This is a genomic window from Paenibacillus sp. FSL R5-0766, assembly GCF_037971845.1.
Lineage (GTDB): Bacteria > Bacillota > Bacilli > Paenibacillales > Paenibacillaceae > Paenibacillus.
This window is the reverse complement of the sequence record NZ_CP150227.1, coordinates 646,145-668,643: the sequence shown is the minus strand read 5'-3', so window position 1 is coordinate 668,643 and position 22,499 is coordinate 646,145. Positions and strand designations below refer to the sequence as shown.

At 50.0% G+C, this 22,499-nt stretch carries 18 protein-coding genes and 1 riboswitch; of the genes, 5 read left to right on the top strand and 13 right to left on the bottom strand.

Features of this window, described 5'->3' with window-relative positions; translation table 11 throughout:
• Positions 1-249: 249 nt before the first annotated feature.
• Positions 250-349: riboswitch (purine riboswitch) on the bottom strand.
• Between the two features lie 270 nt (positions 350-619).
• Entirely contained in the window at positions 620-1,114 is a 495-nt protein-coding gene (mscL, locus tag MKY66_RS03090) for a large conductance mechanosensitive channel protein MscL (protein ID WP_076215515.1), read from the top strand.
• Between the two features lie 241 nt (positions 1,115-1,355).
• On the opposite strand, the gene MKY66_RS03085 is transcribed toward mscL, so the two are convergent.
• Positions 1,356-1,658, bottom strand: a complete 303-nt coding sequence (locus MKY66_RS03085) for a hypothetical protein (RefSeq protein WP_076215518.1) — start codon at positions 1,656-1,658, stop codon at positions 1,356-1,358.
• A 79-nt stretch (positions 1,659-1,737) separates the two neighbouring features.
• Between MKY66_RS03085 and MKY66_RS03080 the strand changes: the two genes are divergently transcribed.
• Positions 1,738-2,430, top strand: a complete 693-nt coding sequence (locus tag MKY66_RS03080; protein ID WP_076215520.1) for an NUDIX domain-containing protein — start codon at positions 1,738-1,740, stop codon at positions 2,428-2,430.
• Positions 2,431-2,684: 254 nt separating this feature from the next.
• On the opposite strand, the gene MKY66_RS03075 is transcribed toward MKY66_RS03080, so the two are convergent.
• Positions 2,685-3,491 carry a TrmB family transcriptional regulator gene (locus MKY66_RS03075; RefSeq protein WP_076215523.1) on the bottom strand — a complete coding sequence of 269 codons (807 nt, stop codon included), beginning with the start codon at positions 3,489-3,491 and terminating at the stop codon, positions 2,685-2,687.
• A 78-nt stretch (positions 3,492-3,569) separates the two neighbouring features.
• Positions 3,570-4,385 (bottom strand): zinc ribbon domain-containing protein, encoded by an 816-nt coding sequence (locus MKY66_RS03070; RefSeq protein ID WP_076215526.1) that lies wholly within the window; start codon positions 4,383-4,385, stop codon positions 3,570-3,572.
• Positions 4,386-4,783: 398 nt separating this feature from the next.
• Between MKY66_RS03070 and MKY66_RS03065 the strand changes: the two genes are divergently transcribed.
• Both MKY66_RS03065 and MKY66_RS03060 read left to right on the top strand, forming a co-directional pair.
• On the top strand, positions 4,784-7,366 hold the full coding sequence (locus tag MKY66_RS03065; protein ID WP_076215528.1) for a UvrD-helicase domain-containing protein: 2,583 nt from the start codon (positions 4,784-4,786) through the stop codon (positions 7,364-7,366).
• Positions 7,367-7,515: 149 nt separating this feature from the next.
• Positions 7,516-7,884: a hypothetical protein gene (locus MKY66_RS03060; RefSeq protein WP_076215531.1), complete on the top strand. Its 369-nt coding sequence runs from the start codon at positions 7,516-7,518 to the stop codon at positions 7,882-7,884.
• A 90-nt stretch (positions 7,885-7,974) separates the two neighbouring features.
• Here MKY66_RS03060 and MKY66_RS03055 read toward each other — a convergent pair whose 3' ends face one another.
• Positions 7,975-9,045: a Gfo/Idh/MocA family oxidoreductase gene (locus MKY66_RS03055; protein ID WP_076215533.1), complete on the bottom strand. Its 1,071-nt coding sequence runs from the start codon at positions 9,043-9,045 to the stop codon at positions 7,975-7,977.
• Positions 9,046-9,092: 47 nt separating this feature from the next.
• Positions 9,093-9,569, bottom strand: a complete 477-nt coding sequence (locus MKY66_RS03050; protein WP_062837317.1) for a GNAT family N-acetyltransferase — start codon at positions 9,567-9,569, stop codon at positions 9,093-9,095.
• A 261-nt stretch (positions 9,570-9,830) separates the two neighbouring features.
• On the opposite strand from MKY66_RS03050, the gene MKY66_RS03045 reads away from it, so the two are divergent.
• Positions 9,831-10,889: a copper amine oxidase N-terminal domain-containing protein gene (locus MKY66_RS03045; protein WP_339806844.1), complete on the top strand. Its 1,059-nt coding sequence runs from the start codon at positions 9,831-9,833 to the stop codon at positions 10,887-10,889.
• Positions 10,890-11,491: 602 nt separating this feature from the next.
• On the opposite strand, the gene MKY66_RS03040 is transcribed toward MKY66_RS03045, so the two are convergent.
• From MKY66_RS03040 to MKY66_RS03005, 8 genes are all read right to left on the bottom strand, one after another.
• On the bottom strand, positions 11,492-11,893 hold the full coding sequence (locus MKY66_RS03040; RefSeq protein ID WP_076215537.1) for a RidA family protein: 402 nt from the start codon (positions 11,891-11,893) through the stop codon (positions 11,492-11,494).
• Positions 11,894-12,127: 234 nt separating this feature from the next.
• Entirely contained in the window at positions 12,128-13,102 is a 975-nt protein-coding gene (locus MKY66_RS03035) for a M15 family metallopeptidase (RefSeq protein ID WP_076215540.1), read from the bottom strand.
• A 426-nt stretch (positions 13,103-13,528) separates the two neighbouring features.
• A complete protein-coding gene (locus MKY66_RS03030; protein ID WP_339806841.1) occupies positions 13,529-14,341 on the bottom strand; it encodes a hypothetical protein in 813 nt (270 codons plus the stop codon).
• A gap of 46 nt (positions 14,342-14,387) precedes the next feature.
• Positions 14,388-17,591, bottom strand: coding sequence for a DEAD/DEAH box helicase (locus MKY66_RS03025; RefSeq protein WP_076215546.1), 3,204 nt, complete (start codon positions 17,589-17,591; stop codon positions 14,388-14,390).
• 205 nt (positions 17,592-17,796) lie between these two features.
• A complete protein-coding gene (locus MKY66_RS03020; protein ID WP_169480758.1) occupies positions 17,797-18,216 on the bottom strand; it encodes a chemotaxis protein CheW in 420 nt (139 codons plus the stop codon).
• A gap of 625 nt (positions 18,217-18,841) precedes the next feature.
• A complete protein-coding gene (locus tag MKY66_RS03015) occupies positions 18,842-19,789 on the bottom strand; it encodes an aminopeptidase (RefSeq protein WP_076215549.1) in 948 nt (315 codons plus the stop codon).
• A gap of 93 nt (positions 19,790-19,882) precedes the next feature.
• A complete protein-coding gene (locus MKY66_RS03010) occupies positions 19,883-21,814 on the bottom strand; it encodes an alpha/beta fold hydrolase (protein ID WP_076215687.1) in 1,932 nt (643 codons plus the stop codon).
• 81 nt (positions 21,815-21,895) lie between these two features.
• Positions 21,896-22,462, bottom strand: a complete 567-nt coding sequence (locus tag MKY66_RS03005; protein WP_036607516.1) for a TetR/AcrR family transcriptional regulator — start codon at positions 22,460-22,462, stop codon at positions 21,896-21,898.
• Positions 22,463-22,499 lie beyond the last annotated feature (37 nt).

The following is a 22,499-nucleotide window of genomic DNA, read 5'->3' as shown; positions in this document are numbered from 1 at the left end:
AATCGCATGGTAAAAAAGCAAAAAGCCCGCCTTTTCACACGCTGCGGAATAACCGGAGACGGGAAAGACGGACTTGTACGTATATGGACAAGCCGTATGGATGCTGCAAAGTGTGCTGGATGGACAGAATGACAGGAGTTCATTCCTGTTGTGAGAAACCTCAAACAGTGTAATCAGAAACAGATTAAAGCCACTTGAACCTGCTCTTCAGTCAAACTGCCTGAGAATAATCTCATGCCAACCATACAAACATTGCAATATCTTTCCCGTAGTCCGATCATTCCGGTGATCGGGTAGAGACATGCAGGCCTATTCCTGCACATATACGAGTAACGGCATATTTAATTTTTGGCTCCATGATTCGTTACAATGTATGATCGCGAACCTGAATATAAATGGTTAAACATAACTGACAATGTTAGAAGTATACCGAATCGGCGGCGTGAAATAAAGAAGTATTTTCATGGAAGTTGCGGAAACTTGTCTTAATTTGCAAACAGGGGGTGATTGCAGCGTGTTTTTTATGTACAATATGAGAACGGAAGCGCGGATCTGAACGGAGAATGGATGGAAACGCGACCTATATTTTGAATCGAATGATCAAAGGAGATATGCAAACATGAAAGGCGTACTTAACGAATTCAAGGAATTTGCCGTCCGCGGCAACGTCATCGATCTGGCGGTCGGTGTCATTATCGGGGCTGCTTTTGGTAAAATCGTCACGTCCCTCGTGAATGATATCATCATGCCACCGGTGGGTAAACTGATGGGTGGAATCGACTTCAGTCAAAAAATCATCAACCTGGACCGGGATATCAAAACAGCAAACGGACAGGACATCACCACCCTCGCTCAAGCCAACGAAGCTGGGGCTACCGTGATTGCTTATGGTCAGTTCATCAACGTTATGATTGATTTTCTTATCGTTGCCTTCTGTATCTTCATGCTTGTGAAGGGCATCAACTATCTGAAAAGCAAAGAACACAAAAAGCCCGAGCCGCAAAAAACGACCAAGGCTTGCAAGTATTGCCTATCGGAAATTCCAGCCGCAGCTACCCGCTGCTCGCACTGTACTTCAGAGCTTGAAGCTGAAGGCACCGGCGCTCCGGCATAATCACGATAAACGTTTTAAAGACGCGCCGAGTTGAATTACGGATATAAATCCTGATGCAAGGGACAACCTCTTACTTGCTAGGGTTTATGTATGAAAAGCTAGCCATATGGGCTTCATTAACAATGGTTGCGTAGGTTAAAGATTTGAAGGTTCCACCGTAAAGGTGGGGCCTTTTTTGTGCCTATCATACATGTATTACATATGCTCCCCCATGAATTTCATTCGCGGCCATGCTCATGAATTAGAAACGGCGTGGCAGCAAATGCTCCAGGATCGACTTCAGATCTTTATCTTCTTTGTAAACTTCTTCCCCAGTATCAAGCTCTGTCACACGAATATATTCAAAGTTTGCCGAAGCATTCACTGGCTTGAACAACAATTGGGCCTCATCTTCCAAACGCACATTAAATCCCATATCCTTAAACATGCTGCTTAACTGACTGTTAGCCGGTTCCTGACCTTGCCCTACAAATATAAGTCCTCTAAGACTTTTACGTTCCTGAGGTTGCGGATAAATCACCTGAAAGTGTACAATGCATTCCATACGATGGTTCCCCTTTCGTTTAAAACATACTTTGTGAAATTTTGAACTTTAAAATCTGCTATATAAGGAGATACGTTTCATGACCCCAGAACGTTTCGACATTTATGACGATCAGCAACATTGGATCGGTACAGCACTGCGCAGTGAGGTCCATGCCAAAGGATATTGGCACCGTTCATTCCACTGCTGGATCGTGCGTGACGAAGGCGAGCAACGACGGGTTCTTTTTCAGCGGCGACGTGATATTAAGGATACCTTCCCCGGATGTTACGACATTACAGCAGCAGGTCATCTTACCGCAGGTGAACAACTGCAAGACGCCAGTCGTGAGCTGGAGGAAGAACTGGGTGTTTATACTCCATTCGAGGCACTAACCTATCTACTCACGGCTACACAGCAGCTCCAAGGAGAAGTGCGTGGTGTCCCATTCATAGATCGGGAATTCAGCGCCGTCTATGGATTATGTCTGAACCAGCCGCTTGAAGCCTACGTTCTGCAGCCCAGCGAGGTGGATAGCCTGTATGAAGTGCCGCTGGATGATCTACTCGCTTTGTTTCGTAATGAGATCGACGTCATTCAAGCTACCGGAGTTCAGACCCAGCCATTGACATCACCACCACATTCCATCGGTCATAAGGACCCATTAAGTGATCATGCAGCTGATGCACCGGCACGTATCGTTCGCGAGATTTGGGCAACGGAATTTGTACCTCACGGTACAGCTTATTATACGGATGTGCTGGAAGCTCTGTATCACGTGCCCAAAGAGTGATCATGTACGATCCAGTTCAATCGAATGTTCATAGCTTCATTTTCTCAAAAATAGCATAACTTCATACCTTTACTATCGACTTGACTGGAAACAGATGCTGTGACGAACATCACTGTCATCTCTCAAACCAGCACAAACAGGCGTCTGCCTTCCGGCAGCGCCTGCTTTATGTACACACGTATTCGTTTCATCAAGATAGATACCTTTGTGCTGGCATGTTCTCTCCATCAGAGGTGAATTAGTCGCCGATCTGTCTAGCTCTGGTCACCTTCTCCTGAAGGAGAAGACCAATAACGCGCAGAGAGTTCTTCGTACCGGTGCCCATAGCGGGACTCCAGTTCCTCCCCCATATCCTGTTCCAGTTCGTACAACACCAGCTCTTGAGCAAAATGATTCAGCAGCAGTCCGGTCATTACCGGATGCTCCGTCACTACTGCCTGTGTGGCACATGATTCCCCGCGCATGCCCAGCATGCACCAGCGGCGGTCCACCACCAGAGAGAATTTCCGACCATTACCTGTGCCGTACAAAGGTAATCCCGGTAAAGGGACAGGCTGATCGAGCATGCCTTCGCCACCATCACACGACCATAACAGCCGCACACCCCGAGCTTCAGCCTGCTGTAAGTCATTACGTAGCAACTCTGCCTCTTCACGCCAAACGTCTACGACAATCTCATGCTGAGCCTCGGCCAATTCACGGCTCAGATTCTCAAACACATTCTTGTCACCTTCGACGTTATAGAAGACAGGTTTCTCCGGTTCACTTTTGGGCATGCTGCTCTGGACATAATCCAGCGAGGTACGCATTTGATCGGAGATCATACGTGTCATCTCCTCCGGCTTCAGCACACTATACTTCGCCGGTTCCCCCGGACTACACCGCAAGAATCCACGCTGTTCCAGCCGTTGCAGGGTCGCATATACATTGGAACGGGACACGCCAAGCCGCTTCGCAACCTCATATCCTGAGGCTGATCCCTGACGAGCGAGTTCCACCATAATTTTAGATTCCATCTCGGTAAACCCGAGATGACGCAAATGATGCAGCAGTTGGTCCATATTCCCGTCCCCCCATGCTGTCAGCAACCCGCACTGCCTCACACTGATGCGATGCGGCAGTGCTACTACTGCATCAGATCAGATCTGTTCGGCACCACATCGCGGGCACCACTTCGACCCTTTGGGCAGCTCGGCTGCACAAATCTGACAATTCACCATTTCACGTGATACTTCGGTCTGTACGTCCACCGTGTTCACGATCGGGTTGTTTTCTTTCCAGTAGCGAATGCGTTCGTCCAGTTCCTGCTGACGCTCACGTTCCCGTTGCATCTCTTCGTCTCTGCGACGTTCCCACTCCGCATCAAACGCTTCCTTTTCTTCCTGGGTAAATTCCGTACTGTTATATTCCGATTCCGTTTCCAGATCCGCTATGGACGGAATGACCGTATGATACGGCTCGTCTTCCTCCAGTTCCAACTCAGGTGGCGCATCGTAGAAGTCCGGCTCTTCAGTTGGGGTCTGAGCTACAGCTGCCTCCTGTCTTGCGGCTGTGGTGGCTCCTGCGACTCCTGCTGCTCCTACTTTGGGCGCTGCTGTCTTGAGTTCACCCAACTTGCGTCCGCATTTAGGGCAGAAGTTGGCATCCAGGGAAGCGACGTGTCCACACTCGCACAACCGTTCGTTCTTAAGTTGTGCAATCTTGTTGCGCAGACTATCAATCTCGTCCTGCAATTCGTCGCAGAGCTGCGACAGATCCACCATTTCTTTTTCCGCACGCGTCATATCCTGTGCCCGATAACCCTCATAGAAGATGCGACCCATATCTGTAAAATGGACTTCCTGTTCCTGTTGCAAGCCCACAATCTGGTTGTTCAGTTTCCCAATCTCAACGGCGTGCTGGGCACGCTCTGTTGCTTTGTTCGCTCCGTCTTTGATGCGCTGAAGCAGTTTCATGACCATTCCTCCTCTGTCCCGTCAAAACCAATATTATCATTTCAAATTTTAGAGGTTATTCAGAAAGACTGAAAACCAGACTTTTTGAACACATACTTGTGGTAAATTAGCATATTACATCCTTCATGCAAAATGCTCAGGCATATAACTTATACGATATCATGCCAAAAAGTTGCGTAATCTCGTGCAGGTGCCCGTTTTATACCGATACTGGATGAAATCGGGGGCTTTCGTCAAGACCATATGTTCGGGTATAATGAAGCTTTGACCATACTTAACCGCCTGATTAGGCGACTAACTCTATCATACCAATTTACAATGCGATTGTGAAAAGGGCAAATGGTTTACTTTTAGCCGGGATAGTCCTATCCCTGAATGCATACAGAGGTGGATGAAACATGTTAAGTCCGAACTCAACGTTCTACCCCCGTCCGCTCGGGGTTACCCCGGCGGCGTCCCTGCCCCAGTCCCCTTCTGCTCCGCTGGAGACCAGTCGGCAACTCGTGGGCAATGATCAACAGGATGCCTTTTATTTTCGTTCTTTGGAAGAGGCAGGCATCAAGTTAAACGCACCACAAATCTCGGCAGTCCGTCACGGCAGAGGACCCATTCTGACGCTCGCCGGAGCCGGTTGTGGCAAAACAACTGTACTGGCTGCAAGAGCCGGTTACCTCATAGAGGTCAGTGGCGTACATGCAGGCAGTATCCTGCTGGTGACGTTCACGAACAAAGCCGCCACCGAGATGAAAGACCGGATCGCCGCATTGCCAGGTATACGCCCAGCAGCCGCGAGAGCCGTACAGGCTCGTACCTTCCACTCTTTTGCGCTGACATTATTGCGTCATTACGGTGTGCAGGAAGAGATCTTTGGCGAGTCGCGAGCCCAGCATACGGTGCTGAAGATGCTTCTTCGCCAAAATGGCATGAGTGAAGCCTTCCAGCCCGAAAGTCTGCTGGCCATGCTGTCCGCATGGAAGATGCAAGGATCGGAAACAACCGATCTGCCTGAGAAATCGCAGGAAGAACGCGATGCCAAGCGCGTTCTTCTTGGTTACGAAGCCTGGAAGCAGGATCGCGGCAAAATGGATTTTGATGATATTTTACTACGGGCAGCCGCGCTGCTTCGTGATCCTGCTGTTCTGGGGCCGCTTCAGAAGCGTTTCCAGTACATTATGGTGGATGAGTTCCAGGATACCAATCATCTGCAGTATGAAATTGTGCAAAAACTGGCTTCCGCCCACCGCAACCTGATGGTTGTGGGAGACGACGACCAGACGATCTATACCTTTAATGGCGCACGCCAGGAATCGATATTGGAATTCGATAAAGTATACCCCGGCGCACGCATTGTGACGCTGGATATCAATTATCGTAGTGATGCACGCATTCTGGGACTCGGAAGTGAACTGGTCGCCCGCAATAAACGCAGACGTGACAAACGGCTACGTGCCGCTGGAAACCGCGGAGATGCGCCTCGCTTCGCTACACCTTCCAATGCAGAGGAAGAAGCGGCGTGGGTTGTAAACCAGCTGTGCCAGCAGGTTGAAGAAGGACAACACACCTATCGCGATATTGCGATTCTTCACCGGACAGCCAGCAGCAGCCGGGCTGTATTTGAGCAGCTTGTGTTGAAAGATGTGCCTTTTGTACAGCATGGTGCTTCCCCGGTGTTCTATGACCAGTCTCTCATCAGACCCCTGATGGATCATCTGCGTCTGTCCCTTGATCCACGTGCCATGGATGCTCTCCCCAGTGCATTGGGACCGCTCTATGTATCACGTGATGCAGGGCTGGAGTGGATTCAGCGCTGTGAACAACAACAGGCGAAGAAATATCCGCTCATCCATCTGGTGAAATGGGACAAGCTGAAACCGTTCCAGCAGGAACAGGTCAAGGAACGCATCAAGCTGATCAAATCACTGCACAAACTAAAGCCCATCATCGCCATTCAGGAGATGCGCAGGCAGTTCTACGACAAGTATATGGAAAGTGGTGATCCTAGCATCTTCACCCATTATAAGGAAACGATGCTGGAAACCCTGGATGAATTCGAAGCTGCCGTCAAAAAATTCGAAACGGTAGAAGAGTTCATCCAATTCGCGGATGAGCTCTCCCGCAGACACCGTGAGATGGAATCTTTGCGCCGTGCACAGGACAGTGACGCAGTGCAGCTGATGACCATTCACCGGGCCAAAGGACTGGAGTTCCCTTGTGTATACTGGATCGGAGCCAGTGAAGGCATTGTGCCCCACAGTACCGCACTACGCCAGGATATCCCCGAGGATCAGAAAGCTGCGCTCGCTGTGCAGCAGACAGACGCGGAGCTGGACATGGCGCTGGAGGAAGAACGCAGGCTCGCCTATGTTGCCATCACACGGGCCAAGCAGTACTTGTATGTCACCTCGCCAGCGAGCCATCACGGAAAGCCAGCAGATGTGTCCCGCTTCCTGCTTGAAGCCTTCGGCATGGAAGTTCCGGACAAACGCAAACCGCGTGAGGAGAGCAGGACGAGCGGCCAGACTTCATATGGGAAAGGTAATGGACAGTATGCTCGCTCGTCCGGCTCGGGTGCCCGTTCCGAAGGTCGGGATGTGGCACAGCGCCGAGCCATCAGCCACAGTGACCGTCGTGACTACGAGGTTCACAACGAACGTGATGAGGATCGCTTCGGTGAACGGCGTGGCAGTGGTGAAATTCGCAACCATAAGGCGTTCAGTACCACTGGTGTGAGACCAACAGCTGCGAGTTCCTCCAGTTCACAGTCGCACACTTCAGGTTCAGGTAATGCTGAGCGTACAGAGACTGTTGCGGTCTGGAAGTGCAGTTCATCCACCTGTAAAGCGTGGTTAAGACAGAAGCCAGCTGTACCTTCTAAAGCAACCAAGAAAGCATCATCGGGTCCTCCCGCCTGTCCCCTGTGTTCAGGATCGATGGAGGCCGGTACCCGCCAGGTTCCCGTAACGGGGAGATTTGGGAAATAACTCAAAGGAAGAGGTAATGGCTGGTCATATGTGACTGAACATGTGGATGAGTAAATAACACACGAGCATAGTAGCTCGTTTCAGGGCGCTTTTTGCTGTTTATTAACAGTAGAAGCGTCTTTTTTCCATTTCAGAATGGGGGTTGGATTATGCAGGACGGCAAACAACATCTGTATGTATCGGTAACACATAATCTTATTGAGCAAACCAAGAACGAATCTACACCTTTTGAGGTGTTGGTGGATGACGAACAGTTGGGCCGATTAAAAGATCTGATGAAGGTGCTGGAGGATGACGATGCCTATACATTGCAACGGGCACCAGTACCCTACAAATCAGCAGACCACGATGAGGCAACAGAGCAATTTTCGGATGGCATGACCTTGCTGTATACCTTTCTGTATGACCATGGCACGCCGGAAACCCGGCAGGCAATTGAGAGCATGAATGTGCTCCCAAGGCTGCAGGATACGGATTATGATGACCCTGGGTACGAGAATTCACCACTGAATAAATGACCTGATGCCAAAAAGCATGCGTAACCGCAGATCACGCGGAAGACGCATGCTTTTTAATATGATGAAGGACAACTGCCATGTAAAATGGACTCAATCTAGACGAATCTCCTGCCCTTTCTCAGCGGATTCGTAGATTCCGCACAACATGCGCGTGGAAGCCACCCCGTCCGCAATTGGGCTGATCGGCTCTGTACCGTTCAGACAACAATCCACAAAGTGGTCAATCTGGTTCTGGAATGCACTATGAATATGGAGACCCGTATTGTCCGTCTGGGGTTCAATATTCAGGATGGTATTATTTTTCTCCGTGACGATCAGTGTCTCCGGTTCCAGTTCGAACCCACCACGCTCGCCGTATAATTTCACCGAAGATTCATCTCCGCGTGCATGCAGGGTAAAGCTCACATCCACCGCCAGCGAAGCCCCGTTTTCAAACCGTATGAGCGCATTCGCCATATCTTCCACGTCATTCACAGCTGCGCTGTAGTCGGCTGCTTTGTAAAAAGAAAGATGTTCGATGTGGGCACGATTGCCCAACTTCCGATACGTATTACCACTGACCGAAACAGGTTTCGGCTTGCCCATAAGGTACCAACACTGGTCAATAATATGTACGCCGAGATCAATCAGGGGACCACCGCCGGAACGGCTTTTATCAGCAAACCAACCGCCTGGATTGCCGTGACGTCGCAGAATGGAAGCCTTGGCATAATACAGTTCACCAAACTCTCCGGCATCAATGAATCTGCGCATCATCTGCATATTGTTATCATACCGCCGCACAAATCCAACGATAAACGTACGTCCGCTCTTCTTCACCGCTTCTTCAATCCGCAGTGCATCTTCCACATTGGTTGCGACCGGTTTCTCCAGCAACACATGCTTGCCTGCCTCCAGTGCAGCAATGGCAAATTCGGCGTGTGTATTATTCCAGGTACAGATACTGACAGCATCCACATGCGGGTCCTCCAGCATCTCCCGATAATCGGTGTATACGGATTGGGCATCATACTTCTGCGCAGCAGCCTTAGCCCGTTCTTCGTTCAGATCGCAGATGGCATAGATGACGGCATCCTCGTTTTTGGCATAACACCTCATATGAAGATCCGAGATTGATCCTGTACCAATCATTCCGATGTGCAACATTTGTTTTGTGCTCATCATCGTCCTCCCTTCCTTTTGCACAACTTCCACAACATCATTATCGTCTAGTCTGCCCGCAGCATGCCTTCGTAAATACCCGGCGTTGAATTTTCAATCTTCACGGCACCCAGCGTCCGGGCATAGAAATCCACAGGTCCCGCTGATCCGATAATCGCATACCCGTAACCGTCCGCCTTCATCGCATGCATACAGGCCAGTAACAAGGCTGTGCCTACACCTTTGCCCCTTGCATCCTGGCTCACACCTGTCGGTCCGAAGAAGTTGCGACATGTCGCTTCGTAACAGGCAAATCCAATCATTTTCCCATGCTCAACCGCAATATAACAGGACACCGGCTGACGCGCAAAAGCGACCTCACATTCATCCACCCAAGCCTGACTAAAATGTGACCTCACCCAATCCAGTACAAGCTGTTTTTCTGGGGCAATGGCTCTACGAATCACAATAGAGGATTCCTCCAGCGTTCTCAGTCCACTCTCTTGCTCCGGCAAACGATAGAGCGCTACCAACATATCACTCATCTAATCCGTTCCTCCTCGTACTTGAATGTGAAATAGGACAATGGTTTGGCCACTTACCTGAAATTAACCTGATCCTGCTGCAGATAACCTGCAATACAAGCGATATTTCTAATTTAAACTAACCTACCGCTTACATTCATTACATTTCAACTGCAACACTTAGACGATTTGTCCCGTCTATTAACTTGAAGCGCGGCCCTAAGGAAGATTTTACCGCGTCAGTACACAGATTAGAAGGGATGAATATTGATGAACAACAACATGAAAAAAGTAAGTGCACTGATGGCCCTATCCATGGCATTGGGTGGTGGAGCCGCTTATGCAGCAACACTGGACAACACACAACCAGTCCATCAAACATCCGTTTCAGCAGATAGTACCGCAGCGAGTGTAGTAAACGTATCCGTGAATGGTGCATCCATCTCTGATGGTTATTGGAACAAAGATGGCAAAGTAGCCATGATCCCGCTGCGTGATCTTACCGACGCACTGGGTATTGAACTGGAATGGAATAAAGAAACTAAAACTGCAGAGCTGACTCGTGGTGCTCTGTGGACACAGGTAATCACAGGCAAGGATCAATATTCCGTGAATAAAATGTCGCTCACGCTGGGTACAGCGCCCGAAATCACAGGCGGCAAATTGTATGTACCGGTTTCTTTTGCTGAGAAAGCACTGCATGGACAAGTGAACACAACAGGAAATCAGGTGACGATCTCCAGTGAAGAGGACGTGAAGACGGTTACTGAACGTGGTGTAATTACCAGAATCTCGAACCAAGATAAATATAAGTCCATCCAAATTGGCGGTGCAGGTACGGATGGTATTGTGCTTAATCTAAGCGATGAGACAAAATTCATCTCAGTTGAGGGGAAAGAGATTGCACTGACTGATCTGGCCATTGGCATGAACGTGGAAGCTGAGCATTCCCTGATCACCACCCGCAGCCTGCCACCACAAACGCCGACCTATACAGTCACTGTACTGGATGCGGCTACAGCATCTGAGGCACAACCTAAAGAGCTTCTGGGCACAGCGGGTACAATTGAAAATGTAACAACAGCTGAAGGCAGCATCACACAGATTGAGATCACAGGTACACGGTTAACAGAAACAGCTCCTGACCATGTCGTGCTGAACATTGCTAAAGACACGCTGATCGTGAACCACGAAGGTGAAACGGTGAAAGCTGAAGAACTGACCAAAGGCGCTAAAGTCATTGGGTTCTACAGCCCTGTGTTGACACGCAGCCTGCCTCCAATCGGAACGGCTTGGAAAGTGGTTGTTGAAACACCTGCAGCAGAGCTGGAAGCGAAATAATACGGTTGGAAAAACGTCTGGCTGAAACACATGTTATATGTTGTTGCAGACGACCGTTTGCATCGCTTAGCATGGGGTCATGAGTGTGGAGCATCATAATGAACAGCCATTCGCATGTAGCTCCTGGCGCGCGGTGTAATGAGTTTGGCGCATCAAGAGCTCAGCCGTGCGGCTAGGAGACGAAGTTAATTCAAAACAACCTTATCCGCTTGTCTTCTGACAGGCACGGGTAAGGTTGTTTTTTGGTTTTGGTTTGTTAGAGCGTGTCTTCAAACTTGCTCCAAAGAGAAGCGTATCTGAATTTTTTCGGAGCAGACATGCGCGAAATGAGTTACATACGACATGTGGTTGCATACTGAATGTAAGAGCAAGCGGCGTTAACGCTAATGAATCTGAGGCGTCTTATTCAAGGATTTGAAGCACCCGCAAAATCTAAGGAATCTGAGACACGCTATCTTAGAATAAACAGCTGTTTACAGTGTTTTTATCAGAGGAATTCGAGAAATAACGTGTCTGGTGTTCTTTACATTTTAAGAAGAGGACCTGAGGGCCAAATAAGACGTCCTGTGTTCCTTAGGAAATCCTCAGACCATTCGCCAGAATCAACCGGCTTGGATTTCATCTTCAACGATCGCTTCCACTTCAATCTCAACCATCAACAAGGGATCAATGAGTGCGCTAACTTCAACCATGGTGGCTACAGGCTGGATCTGTCCAAAAAATTCACCGTGCGCCTTGCCAACTTCCTCCCATCTGGAGATATCGGTCACATACATCCGGGTTCTCACCACATGCGACATGTCAGCACCCAACTCTTTTAATGCATTTTCAATCGTCTGCAAAACGAACCTTGTCTGTGCATACGGATCACCCGCCCCAACAACTACACCATCTTGCATCGCGGTTGTACCCGCCACTTCAATTCGGTTTCCTACACGGATGGCACGGCAATATCCAACCAATGGTTCCCATGGGGAACCCGTAAATACCTGCTGTCTGCTCATTCTCTCGTCCCTCGCTTTGGTTGTATTTGTCTCTTCAAATTAAACATGAATTATATCAGTCCCCCATCATCTCAGACAATGGAATCAATTTTAATTCTATCTTAACTCCATTAACATTTTTGCACAGAAAAAAATCCCCTGAATGACTGCCCATTGGTTAGATCAAGGACGGTTCATTCGGGGATTTATGAGAATTAGTATTAGTATCTTTTCTTTAAGGATGAAACATCCGCATTACAACTTGATATTAGCCTCATCGAAGTATTCTTCCAGAGTTAACCCACTCTTCGCCACATCCGGTGCCAAATCTGTACCGATGTACCGGATATGCCAAGGCTCATAGACGTACCCTGTGGTATCTTCTTCACCTTGCAGATAACGGATGACATATCCGTATTCTGCAGCGTGTTCAGCCAGCCACTGGCCTTCCTTCGATGTGCCAAATACCTCTTCCAGCACATTGCCCACACTCGGGCTGGATACATCAATGGCAAGACCGGTCTGATGTTCGCTTCGGCCTGGCACAGAGCTCACGCGATCTGTGTATTCTTGACCTTTGGTTTTGACATTATTGTTATAGATGGATACCTGACGCTGATATGAACGGTAACCGGACACCGCACGAAGCTCAATACCATCTGCTTTTGCACCTGCAAACAACTTCTCCAGTGCCTCCGCAGCTTCCTTGCGCATATGCCGCTTCTCGTGTGGTTCGTCGAAGGAGAACGGTACATCCGGCTCTACCAGATCGTCCGGCTCGTACCCGTCAGGCAGACTCCGTTGCTTGTTCACAATGACGGTCATAGACTCCGCATTGGTTACCACGGATTGTGCATCAATCGTTGTTTGCAGTGCGCTGATACTGCGTTTCTCCAGCAATGGATCTTCCACTGTCGCGCCATTCCCATTGTCCGAAGAACCTTGCCCTTCGCCCGCTGAAGCATTCCCAGACTCGCTATCCGTGCCTTCACCGCTGTTGCCAGAAGATGATGTGTCATCCCCGCCAGTATTGTCGCCATCCGTTCCTTTATCCTCCGTAAAATGAACCGTTGTGCCGTCCGTCTCCTGTTGTGTGTTACCTGTTCCATTCGGATTCTGGCTCTCCTCTGTGCCTGAACCGTTCTGGCACGCGGCAAGCAATGCTCCGCATATCATCAATGAGGACAGCATAACCACCATGCGGCGCTGTCTTCCTGTAGTTGATTTCATGTAAAAACTCCTATCGCAATAATATAAATGCTGTCTAATAAATGACTAAAGAATATTTACACTAGTCACTCCGATGACAGAACAACCTTCTGATCGCTGTTATCCCCAGATTTCTTTGATTCCTTTTTATAAAGGGAAAATCCGTGGATAAAGGCGAACGCTCCGCTTCCTCAGGTTATTTCTGTCCTCTCCGTTTTGTGTAAATGTTTAGTTCAATTATATAGTTGTCTACGTGCAGTGTTCCCTGCGACAGTATACCTTAATTGGGAGCGAAGCTCCACCGGTAAAGACCTCCTTTAGAAGAGATCCGAATGAACATATACGGACTGTACAGCCTGTATGATCGTTTTTTGGACTTTTAGAGCAACATGCTGCAATAAAAACAAGCAGGGGTGATCTGAGATCTCCCCCGCTCTGATGGGTGCATCATTTGGTTGCCGGGCTGTCCGTCTTCTTCTGGACAGCCTGCCACATCCGCGCGGCTACACGCTCGCGGATCAAATCCAGCCCTGCGGTGGCCGGTACGCCCGGCAGCAGCGCCGTCAGCTCCGGCAAGGCCGGCGGCTTGCCCGGCTGCGCGAGGCGCACCTCAACGGCGCCAAAGCCCGGCCCCGGCTGGTGCATGGCGCCGTCCGCGGCGGCCTCGGCGATCCACTCGCCGGCGGCCGCGCCGCCTTCGCCGCCCCGCACTTGCGGGCGGCCAGCCGTTTCCGCTGCGCGGCCGGGGCCGCTGGGATCATGGGCGAGTTCCTCCGCCCATGCCCCCAGCACGCCGGCGAGCAGCGCTTCGCGCGGCAGGCCGGCGTGCGCCAGCTGCAGCAGCGGCTCGGCCGCGAGGCGCGCGGCTACGGCGCGCTCAGCGGCCGTGGCATGCGCGCAGCCAGTGCGGCCGCAGGTGCACGCCACGGCCGCGCTGGCCGTGGCTGCACCTGGCGAGCCCTCGGGCGCTTGCGCAGCCGGCAGCAGCCCGGCGAGCTCCTCGGACGCCGGGCCACCGCGCAGCAGGGCGTACAGCGTCAGCGGGCGCTTGCGCAGCTGAGCTAGTACAGCCTCGCGCTGGGCTTCGCTCAGTCGCACCGGCGTTCCCGTGACCGTGAACATGCCTGCGGCTGATCCGGTCTTGCCCTCAGCAGCGGAAGCAGAAACGGAAACCTCCTGGTCCGCATCCGCTGCTATATTTACTTCTGCTGTCCATCCACCGGGGGACATATGCAGCTCAATCTTCCATTTTTCGCTCACAATAATCCCCCTTTCTCAACATCTATATTCCTCTGAATGTTCAAGGTCACAGCCACGTCTCACCCTGAAGTGAGATTAGGCCACGCAGCTCATCATCCGACATCTCGGTCAGCCAATTCTCACCCGAACCAACGACCTGCTCGGACAGTGCCTTCTTGCTTTCGATCAGCTCATCAATCCGTTCCTCCAGCGTTCCCTGACAGATCAACTTATGCACCTGCACGTTGCGATTCTGTCCTATTCGGAATACACGGTCCGTCGCCTGATTCTCAACCGCGGGATTCCACCACCGATCATAGTGAACGACATGACTCGCACGTGTCAGATTCAGACCCACACCTCCGGCACGAAGAGATAGAACAAACATGGACGGCCCCTCTCCTTTTTGGAAAGTCTCCACCATATCATCCCTTTGCGCCTTCGACACACCACCATGCAGGAAATAAGGTTCTTCCTCATATCGCTGTTTCAACCTCGATACCAGCAGATCTCCCATAGCAACATACTGCGTGAAGATCAGGGCCGATTCCCCGTTATCACGGATGGCGTCCAGCAGTTCAAGCAATCGTTCCATCTTACCAGATGCCTCAGCCTTGCCGTGGTCTTTCCGATTACTGTCCGCCAGCACTGGATGATCACAGATCTGCTTGAGCTTGGTCAAGGAGGAAAGAACAATCCCCTTCCGGGCAATGCCATTTCTGCCGTCCAGACCACCCATCAGATCATCCACTACACGTTGGTACAACACCGTCTGCTCCGGCGTCAGGGAACAGTAGGATTTCAGTTCAAGCTTCTCTGGCAGATCCTTGCGAATATCCGGATCACTTTTCAGCCTGCGCAGCATGAATGGAGATACCAGTCGATGAAGCTCACGCAAGGATGCTGCATTTTCTTCGGATGGCCCCAGTCCCGTATACCGCTGACGGAACGATGAAGCTGTGCCCAGATACCCCGGATTGAGAAACTGGAAAATCGACCAAAGTTCGCTCAATCGGTTCTCTACAGGTGTTCCCGTCATCGCAATACGATGAAGTGTAGACAGGCGCATTACACTTTGCGCTTGTTTGGTACGGTAGTTCTTAATATATTGAGCCTCATCCAGCACAATGGTGGACCAGTGCAGCGAAGCCAGATCCGGGCCATCTCTGCCTGCCAGATGATAGGTCGTCAGTACAATGTCATGTGTCTGCGCTTCTGCCTGAAAATCATTCCCGTGCAACCGTTGTCCGCCATGATGAATGTACAGCGACAGATCCGGGGCAAATCGCTTCAGCTCACGCTGCCAGTTTCCGAGCAGCGAGGTAGGACACACAATAAGTGCAGGCAGATGAACAGGCTGCTCATTCGTGTGCTGATCCGCCGAGAAAGAATCATCTGATCCATTCAGCAGCTCATTCTCACGTGCTTCCTCTTCAGCCGCCTGGCGTTCCTCGTGTTTGCGGTCCAGCAGACAGGTAATTACCTGAATGGTCTTCCCAAGTCCCATATCGTCCGCAAGACATACGCCAAAGCCCAGCTCACGCATCGCGGATAACCATTGGTAGCCTCGTTCCTGATAAGGTCTGAGTTCACCATGCAATTCTGCCGGAACCTGACGAGGCTCAATGCTGCGAAGCACCTGTCCATCGAGCAGGAAAGCAAGCATCCCATCAGATTCGGCACCAAAGACGGAAAGGCCCTTCCATGCGGAATCCTCCCCTTCATCCGCTGCCAGATGCAGCCATTCGGAGAGAGGCATATATTGTTCTTCTTCTTTTTTCATGTAACGCAGAACTTGACGAATCTCTTTTGTATCCACTTCAATCCATTCACCACGGAACATGACATAAGGTACTGTGGATTCAGCCAGTGCTGCCAGTTCCTCCGCCGTGACCGGTTTCCCATCCAGCATAGGCTCCGCCTTGAAAGCAACCAATTGTTCCATGCCCAGTGCCGATGTCGCTCCAGGCAACCGCTCTGTTCCCCGATTCAACATCTGCAGACGCAGTCCCGCACGACGTTTCCCGGCACGACTCCACCTTGAAGGCATGAGAACGGTTATCCCGGCCTTCTGCAAACGTGGAACCGCATGCGTGAGAAATTCAAAGAAACCCTGCTGCTCCAGCTTAATTTCTTCCGGACGAGCAGTAAGCAACGCTGTCTCCAGTTCAGGTGCCAATTCTGCTGCTTGCCCGAGTGCCATCAACAATTGCTCTGCCGCCGAGGTATACAACACCTTACCTCGGTCCAGATCTCGCTCCGGATGTGCCCAGATGGTCCGTGCAGGCAACCTCAGGCTTGGTTCCTGCTCACTGTCCACCCAAAAGCTTATTCCCCAGATCGTTTCATGTTCGCCCAGTGGAGGCTCCAAGCGGAGCACCAGCTTCAATTGGCCTTCAGCAGGTGCCATCTCTTCTGCTCCCACGATTGGCATTGACGTTCCACCAACTTCTTGCAACGTATGAATAAACGCTGTCATATCGTCCGTCGGCCCTTGCACCGTCACAGGACGGAACATCGAGATCAGACTGTTCCACCAGAGTTCGGCTACTGGCGAAGATCCGCGTCGATATGGGGTACGATAACGGGACAGTTCACTGTCCATACCCTCCAGTTCACTTGTCACTACAGCATGAATCATGCCACTCATGAATGAAAATAATACCGCAGCCCCTGCTTCTTCACGCGTTTCCGGTTCCAATGAAGCATAAGCTCCAGGAGCAGCCAATCCAATCGGAGGCATCGCTTCTGCAAGATCGCGGAAGCGTTCGATGTCCTCCTCCTGCTGCAAGCGTGGCCGCCATACACCTGTTAATGTCTCTTGCCCGGTCCGTCGCCGTGCTCCGGTTTTTGCTGCGAATTCAGCCGATGGAGCAATTGCTCCCCGCAACAGCAGCTCCTGTGTGAACTGCGCTGCCTTGATCCAGTAACGCATCTCTTCTCCAACCTGAATTCCGGCTGCATTTAACAAACGGTCATCCCATTGCAACAGCAGCCTGAAGGCATCCTTGGGCGAGACTGCCAATCCTTCCAATGTGCGTCCCAGCAGTTGACGCCGCTTCGTGTTCTTCGCTTCAGCCGTGTTCCTTAGCGGATTCGGCCAGCGCAGCTCCGCAAGACGCAGAGCGGCAGGCTGAAACAGACGACCCCCGTCGCCAAAATTCAACCTTCTTACCACGTGGCTCCATGCATCCACACGTGGTTCCGATGTTTCACCGGAAAAACAAAAAAATACGTCACCAAGCCATACTCCATACAGCGATTGCATCATTAAAGTCTCCCGTCATCCCTTCGCATTGTTACTCTCCATCATATACGAAAATGACCGGATTTAAAAACCTTTGCCCATAAAAAGTGGTTATTTCAATGCTTAGCGGCACAAAAAAATGTCCCTTCTCCCGAAAAGCGGATGAGGAACATTTGGGTAAACCGAAGGATAATACTGAATATTGAAAGAATTACGGATTGTTATACTACTATGATCTGATCAAACTGCCCAGTAACACATCCAGGTTCAAAATGCCCGCACGATGATCTTCACAGAACCCGATTTTGTCAAAAACGCCAAGCATGAAACGGCGGTGTTCCTCAGCGGGTTCCTCGAAACGATCATAACTTACGACAGAATCGACCATATCTACGATCAGCGGTACAAATCCACCTTTGTAAGGCACCACAATAATACGTGTAGAAGTGGTATCCTCCTGGTCTGGCATGCCTAACAATACACGAAGACTCACCACCGAAACGACCTTACCGTACAGCGAAGCAAAACCTCGGATCTCCGGGCTTCCAAATGGAACTGTTGTCACCTGCACCATTCTGATGATCTCATGAACTTCATCGATTCGTAGTGCAAAGATCTGGTCTCCTACCGAAAAATTAATATATTGCATTCCCTCGTCCATAGTTATCCCCATATCCTCTCATTCCGTATAATCAGACTACTTTCGTCCCATTAGATGTTACTTTGGTGTATCGGTTATTTTTGACCAAATGTTTAGGCTTCAGATCAATTTTGCCAACTTCAACAGACGTTGCATTACGGTTGCTGTCTCTGCTCTGCTCATTTGCCCTGCTGTGGAGGGTGGTGGAAGTTAGTCGTTTTAGAATTGAGCGTAAGTAACCTGACATTGGATTGAAAAATTATATTCAAAAAAAAGACCAAAGATCAGCTTTATACCGATTTTTGGTCTTTTTTATCCCCATATATTATGGATCTGTTTCTATGTTTTCAAATACTTGGAACAAAAAAGCGTTATTCCTGTGGATAACTTGTTTAATTACCCCAAAACGACTGTTTTATCGCATGAAAACGCGAGTTATACCTGATTTGTGGATAAGTTGTGCACATATTGCACACATGCTGTTGATATCTTTGGCGTTTCATGTGGATATTCATTAATTTAATGTGGACATGTTGTGTATTTGTTTGTAAATCTGACGTAAAATCTGAATTTCCGCTTCAGTTATCCATTACTGTGGACACGTTGTGGACACGCCCAATTTCCTTCGCTGTAGTTATTCGACCAATTCACCCTGACGCATGATCAGCTTGTCATCGATGTACACGTCCGGCTTTTGTACAACTGCATCAATATGAACACCCGCGGCAATCGTTCCACCAAATGTGTTATTGCTGCCAAAGGCCACATGAATTGTCCCGTACACCTTCTCATCTTCCAGCACCACACCTGTGATTCGTGCCTTGTTATTGGTACCGATCCCGAATTCGCCGAGAAAACGACCATCGCCCTCACCAAGCGTTTCCAGTAATTGAGCCCCATCTGGTCCTTCGGCTGACACCAACCGTCCTTCACTAACGGTTAATAACATCGGTTCACGGAGTGCCCCAATTCCAGCAACGGAACCATCTACAACAATACTGCCCTCGCCCTTGCCCTCAACGGGAGCAATATAAGCTTCTCCTGACGGCAAGTTGCCCGATTCACCGGGGTTCAAATACATACCTGTGCTTGGTACACCGTTACGATCTTCAATGGAAAAGGAAAGGCTATGGCCCTGCTTCTCTATTCGCACATGGCGACCTGCGGTTAATAGAGCCGTTACCTTCTCGGTCAACGCCTTTACTTGCGAATATTCAGCTGTAATGGCTCCGTTCACAAACATATCCTCTGTCATGCCGGGCATGGTTGCCACTCGGGTCCCTGAAGCAGCGGCTTTTTTGCGTGCCTGGGTATGTGTTAATGAATATCGCGTTACACACACGGCTACATCTGCTCGAATCATGGCCTCTGCAATCGGCGCAGGCGGCTCTTCTCCAGATCTGCTGCGTTCCTTCATGATTAACAGGACCGACTCTGCACCAAGTGCTTTGCCTGCCTCATAGATGGATTCAGCCAGATCCCGTTTCATATCATCTGCGACAACTACCAGATTCTCTCCACTGCGCAGTCCGAGACATTCGGTTAGCACATTTTTACTGATTTCCACACGTTGCTTGCTCATACATTCATCTCTCCTGTCTTTGGTTCAGCTCTCAAAAGTCGACTTGACCCTTTCGACAATTGGCACGGGATTCCTGCATGTCCAAACCTGAACTCACCTTAAGGTATCGGCCCATTCGGCGAGGATTGCAGCTGTTTCCTTATACTGAAACGTCGGAAAGTAATGTCCATAGGATACATCTATCCGTTTGACCTGTGAGTTCATATCCTGGGGATAGTGATATTCCTGATCTTGATTGGCCCATACAACTAATACATTCTTGGCATAATGCTGACTTTCCATTTTCGCCCACAACGTTGATCTGGCGCCTTTCCTCTGACCCGAATGGATCCAGCGCAACAAGTCTGCATGTGCTCCTGCAATGCGAGGGGACTGGAGACTGGAGCGTATTCTCTTGCCCATGGTATCGGCCATAACACTTCTGTCGCCTACGCCGCTATGTGAACTGAACATTTGATTCCAACTTTTCTCCGATCTGCCACGCAGCAGGGAGCGCATCACCCCTCTTGGCAAACGGGAAACCCATTTCAGCACATTCGGATTCGAATTGTTAGCTACTGGCTGAAGCAAACCTAGCCGAATGTCTGTCCGCCCGCTACGCATCTGTGCCGCAGCTGCAATAGCAGCCCCTATTGAATGACCAACCAGCTTCACCGGACCCTCAAACTCATCAAGAGCCGTAAGCAGTGCATCCACCTGACCTTCAAATGCTTCATCTCCCTGATGCACCGGGGACCGTCCGAATCCAGCGAGATCGATTAACCATACCGGGTTCCCCGTCCGGTCCCTAAGCTGTTTTCCTAACGGTAACATCTCATCCGCAGATTGAAGCAAACCATGTACAATAATCCAAGGCTCTCCCTCACCCTCCCAACCAAGCATAGCCATATTTCCACTTCGAGACCGAATATAATCTGTCGGAAAACCCTCAGGTAACGGCGTATACCGAAAACGATAGTCCAGATCGGCTGTAACCAGCGGAAGCTGTTCCCGGATGTCCGGCCAGGATTGCCCCATACGTGTGAACAGAGCCTCCGTCTCTTCAACCGGGAATGACCTGTTGGTAATAAAAGCAACCGACTCCGCTGGAACACCACTGATGCGTGAACCACCTGATTTCATGATCCATTGAATCCATGGTAATGGCACAGCCCCTTTGGGCTTGGGTACGTCCAATTGCTGCGCCAAGAGTTGCAGCAGTTCCTTCATATTGGGACTGTCTTCCCTCCGCGCCAACAGTGGATAAGTTCCTCCGACTGGAGCGGCTTCCCTGGATAGAAAAACAAGCGTCTGTGCAACAATGTCATTCTCCACAAGCGGTAACCAATAGGATGAACCTCCCGGCACTACTGGCATAAGTCCTTTCTGAATCGCCTGAATGAGCAGCCCAATCCCACCCGTTTGCTCGGTTTCACCGGTGGGACGTGGTCCAACCACTGTGCTCGGATTTACAACGGATAAGGGATAGTGATGCTGTTCTGCATGCTCGCGAATAAGCAGATCGGCATGAAACTTCATCTCTTCATATGCACTTTCATTGTTATCCACATGCTCAACCTGTAGATAATTCCCCTGTTCATTTCGCTCTCCATAAGGACTCATATAACCAACAACGTGGATAAAGTGTCTCAATCCATGAGTACGGTGGATTTCCTGTGCAAGCTGCGCCACTTCTCTGGCCCCGTTCATAAATATCTGCTCGGCTACTGTTCGTCCCAAAGTGACGTCCATCGTTCCTCCCGCATGCATGATCACATTTGCTTCAAGAGCACGCTCCCGATCTGCTGCGGTAAGGCCAAGACCCGACATAGACAAATCACCTTTAATAAAGGTAATCCGGTCGAAATCCTTCACTCCATAAGCCTTGAGCACCGTTCTGGCTCGCTGTTCCGAACGAACCAACAAGAGCAATTGTACGTCTCCCTGCGTGAGTTGTTTGACCGTCTCTTTGCCGATAAAACCTGTACTTCCTGTCATAAAAATGGTCGTGTCTGCAATATCAGACTTGCTTATTACCTGATTCATGTTTGTTGTATGTAAAATCATTGTGTTACGGCTCCTTTTAGTACTATATAGTACTAGTTATATTCAAAAAAAGAGCTTCGATTAACGAAGCATCTGACAAAACGTACGTGCCGATTGTTCTATAATCCCAACATCACGGGCAGTTCCTGCTAGGATTAGTGAACCCTCCAGTGCGGCAATAAACAACAACGCAGCCGGTCCCGGCTCGATCTCTTTGCGAAATTCACCGCGATCCAAACCTTGCTGAAACAACTTCTCCACCATCGGTCTAAGTTCACGAAAGAATCTGGATATGCTTTCCTTCACTTGGGGTGCACTGTCCGGTGTCTGCATATATAACGTGACAAAAGGACAGCTCCCTTCGTAATTTCGGCCCTCAATGCCTGCCGACAGTAATGCCATGAATGAGTAGATACGCTCCTCCACTCCTCGCTCACGCTGACTGAGCAGCAGATACAGCTCCGACTCATACTGGGCAATCCAGTATTGTACCACGGCCTGGAGCAGTTCCTCCTTGTTTTTAAAATGATAATAAATATTCGACTTGGATACCCCACTCACTCGCACGACCTCATCCATGCTGACGTAGCTGTACCCCTGACGCAGAAATAATTGTGCCGCCACTTCAACTGCCTTGGTCCGGTTCACCGGATTGGTACTTTTGGATTTGGCGGGTCCCGTGTTC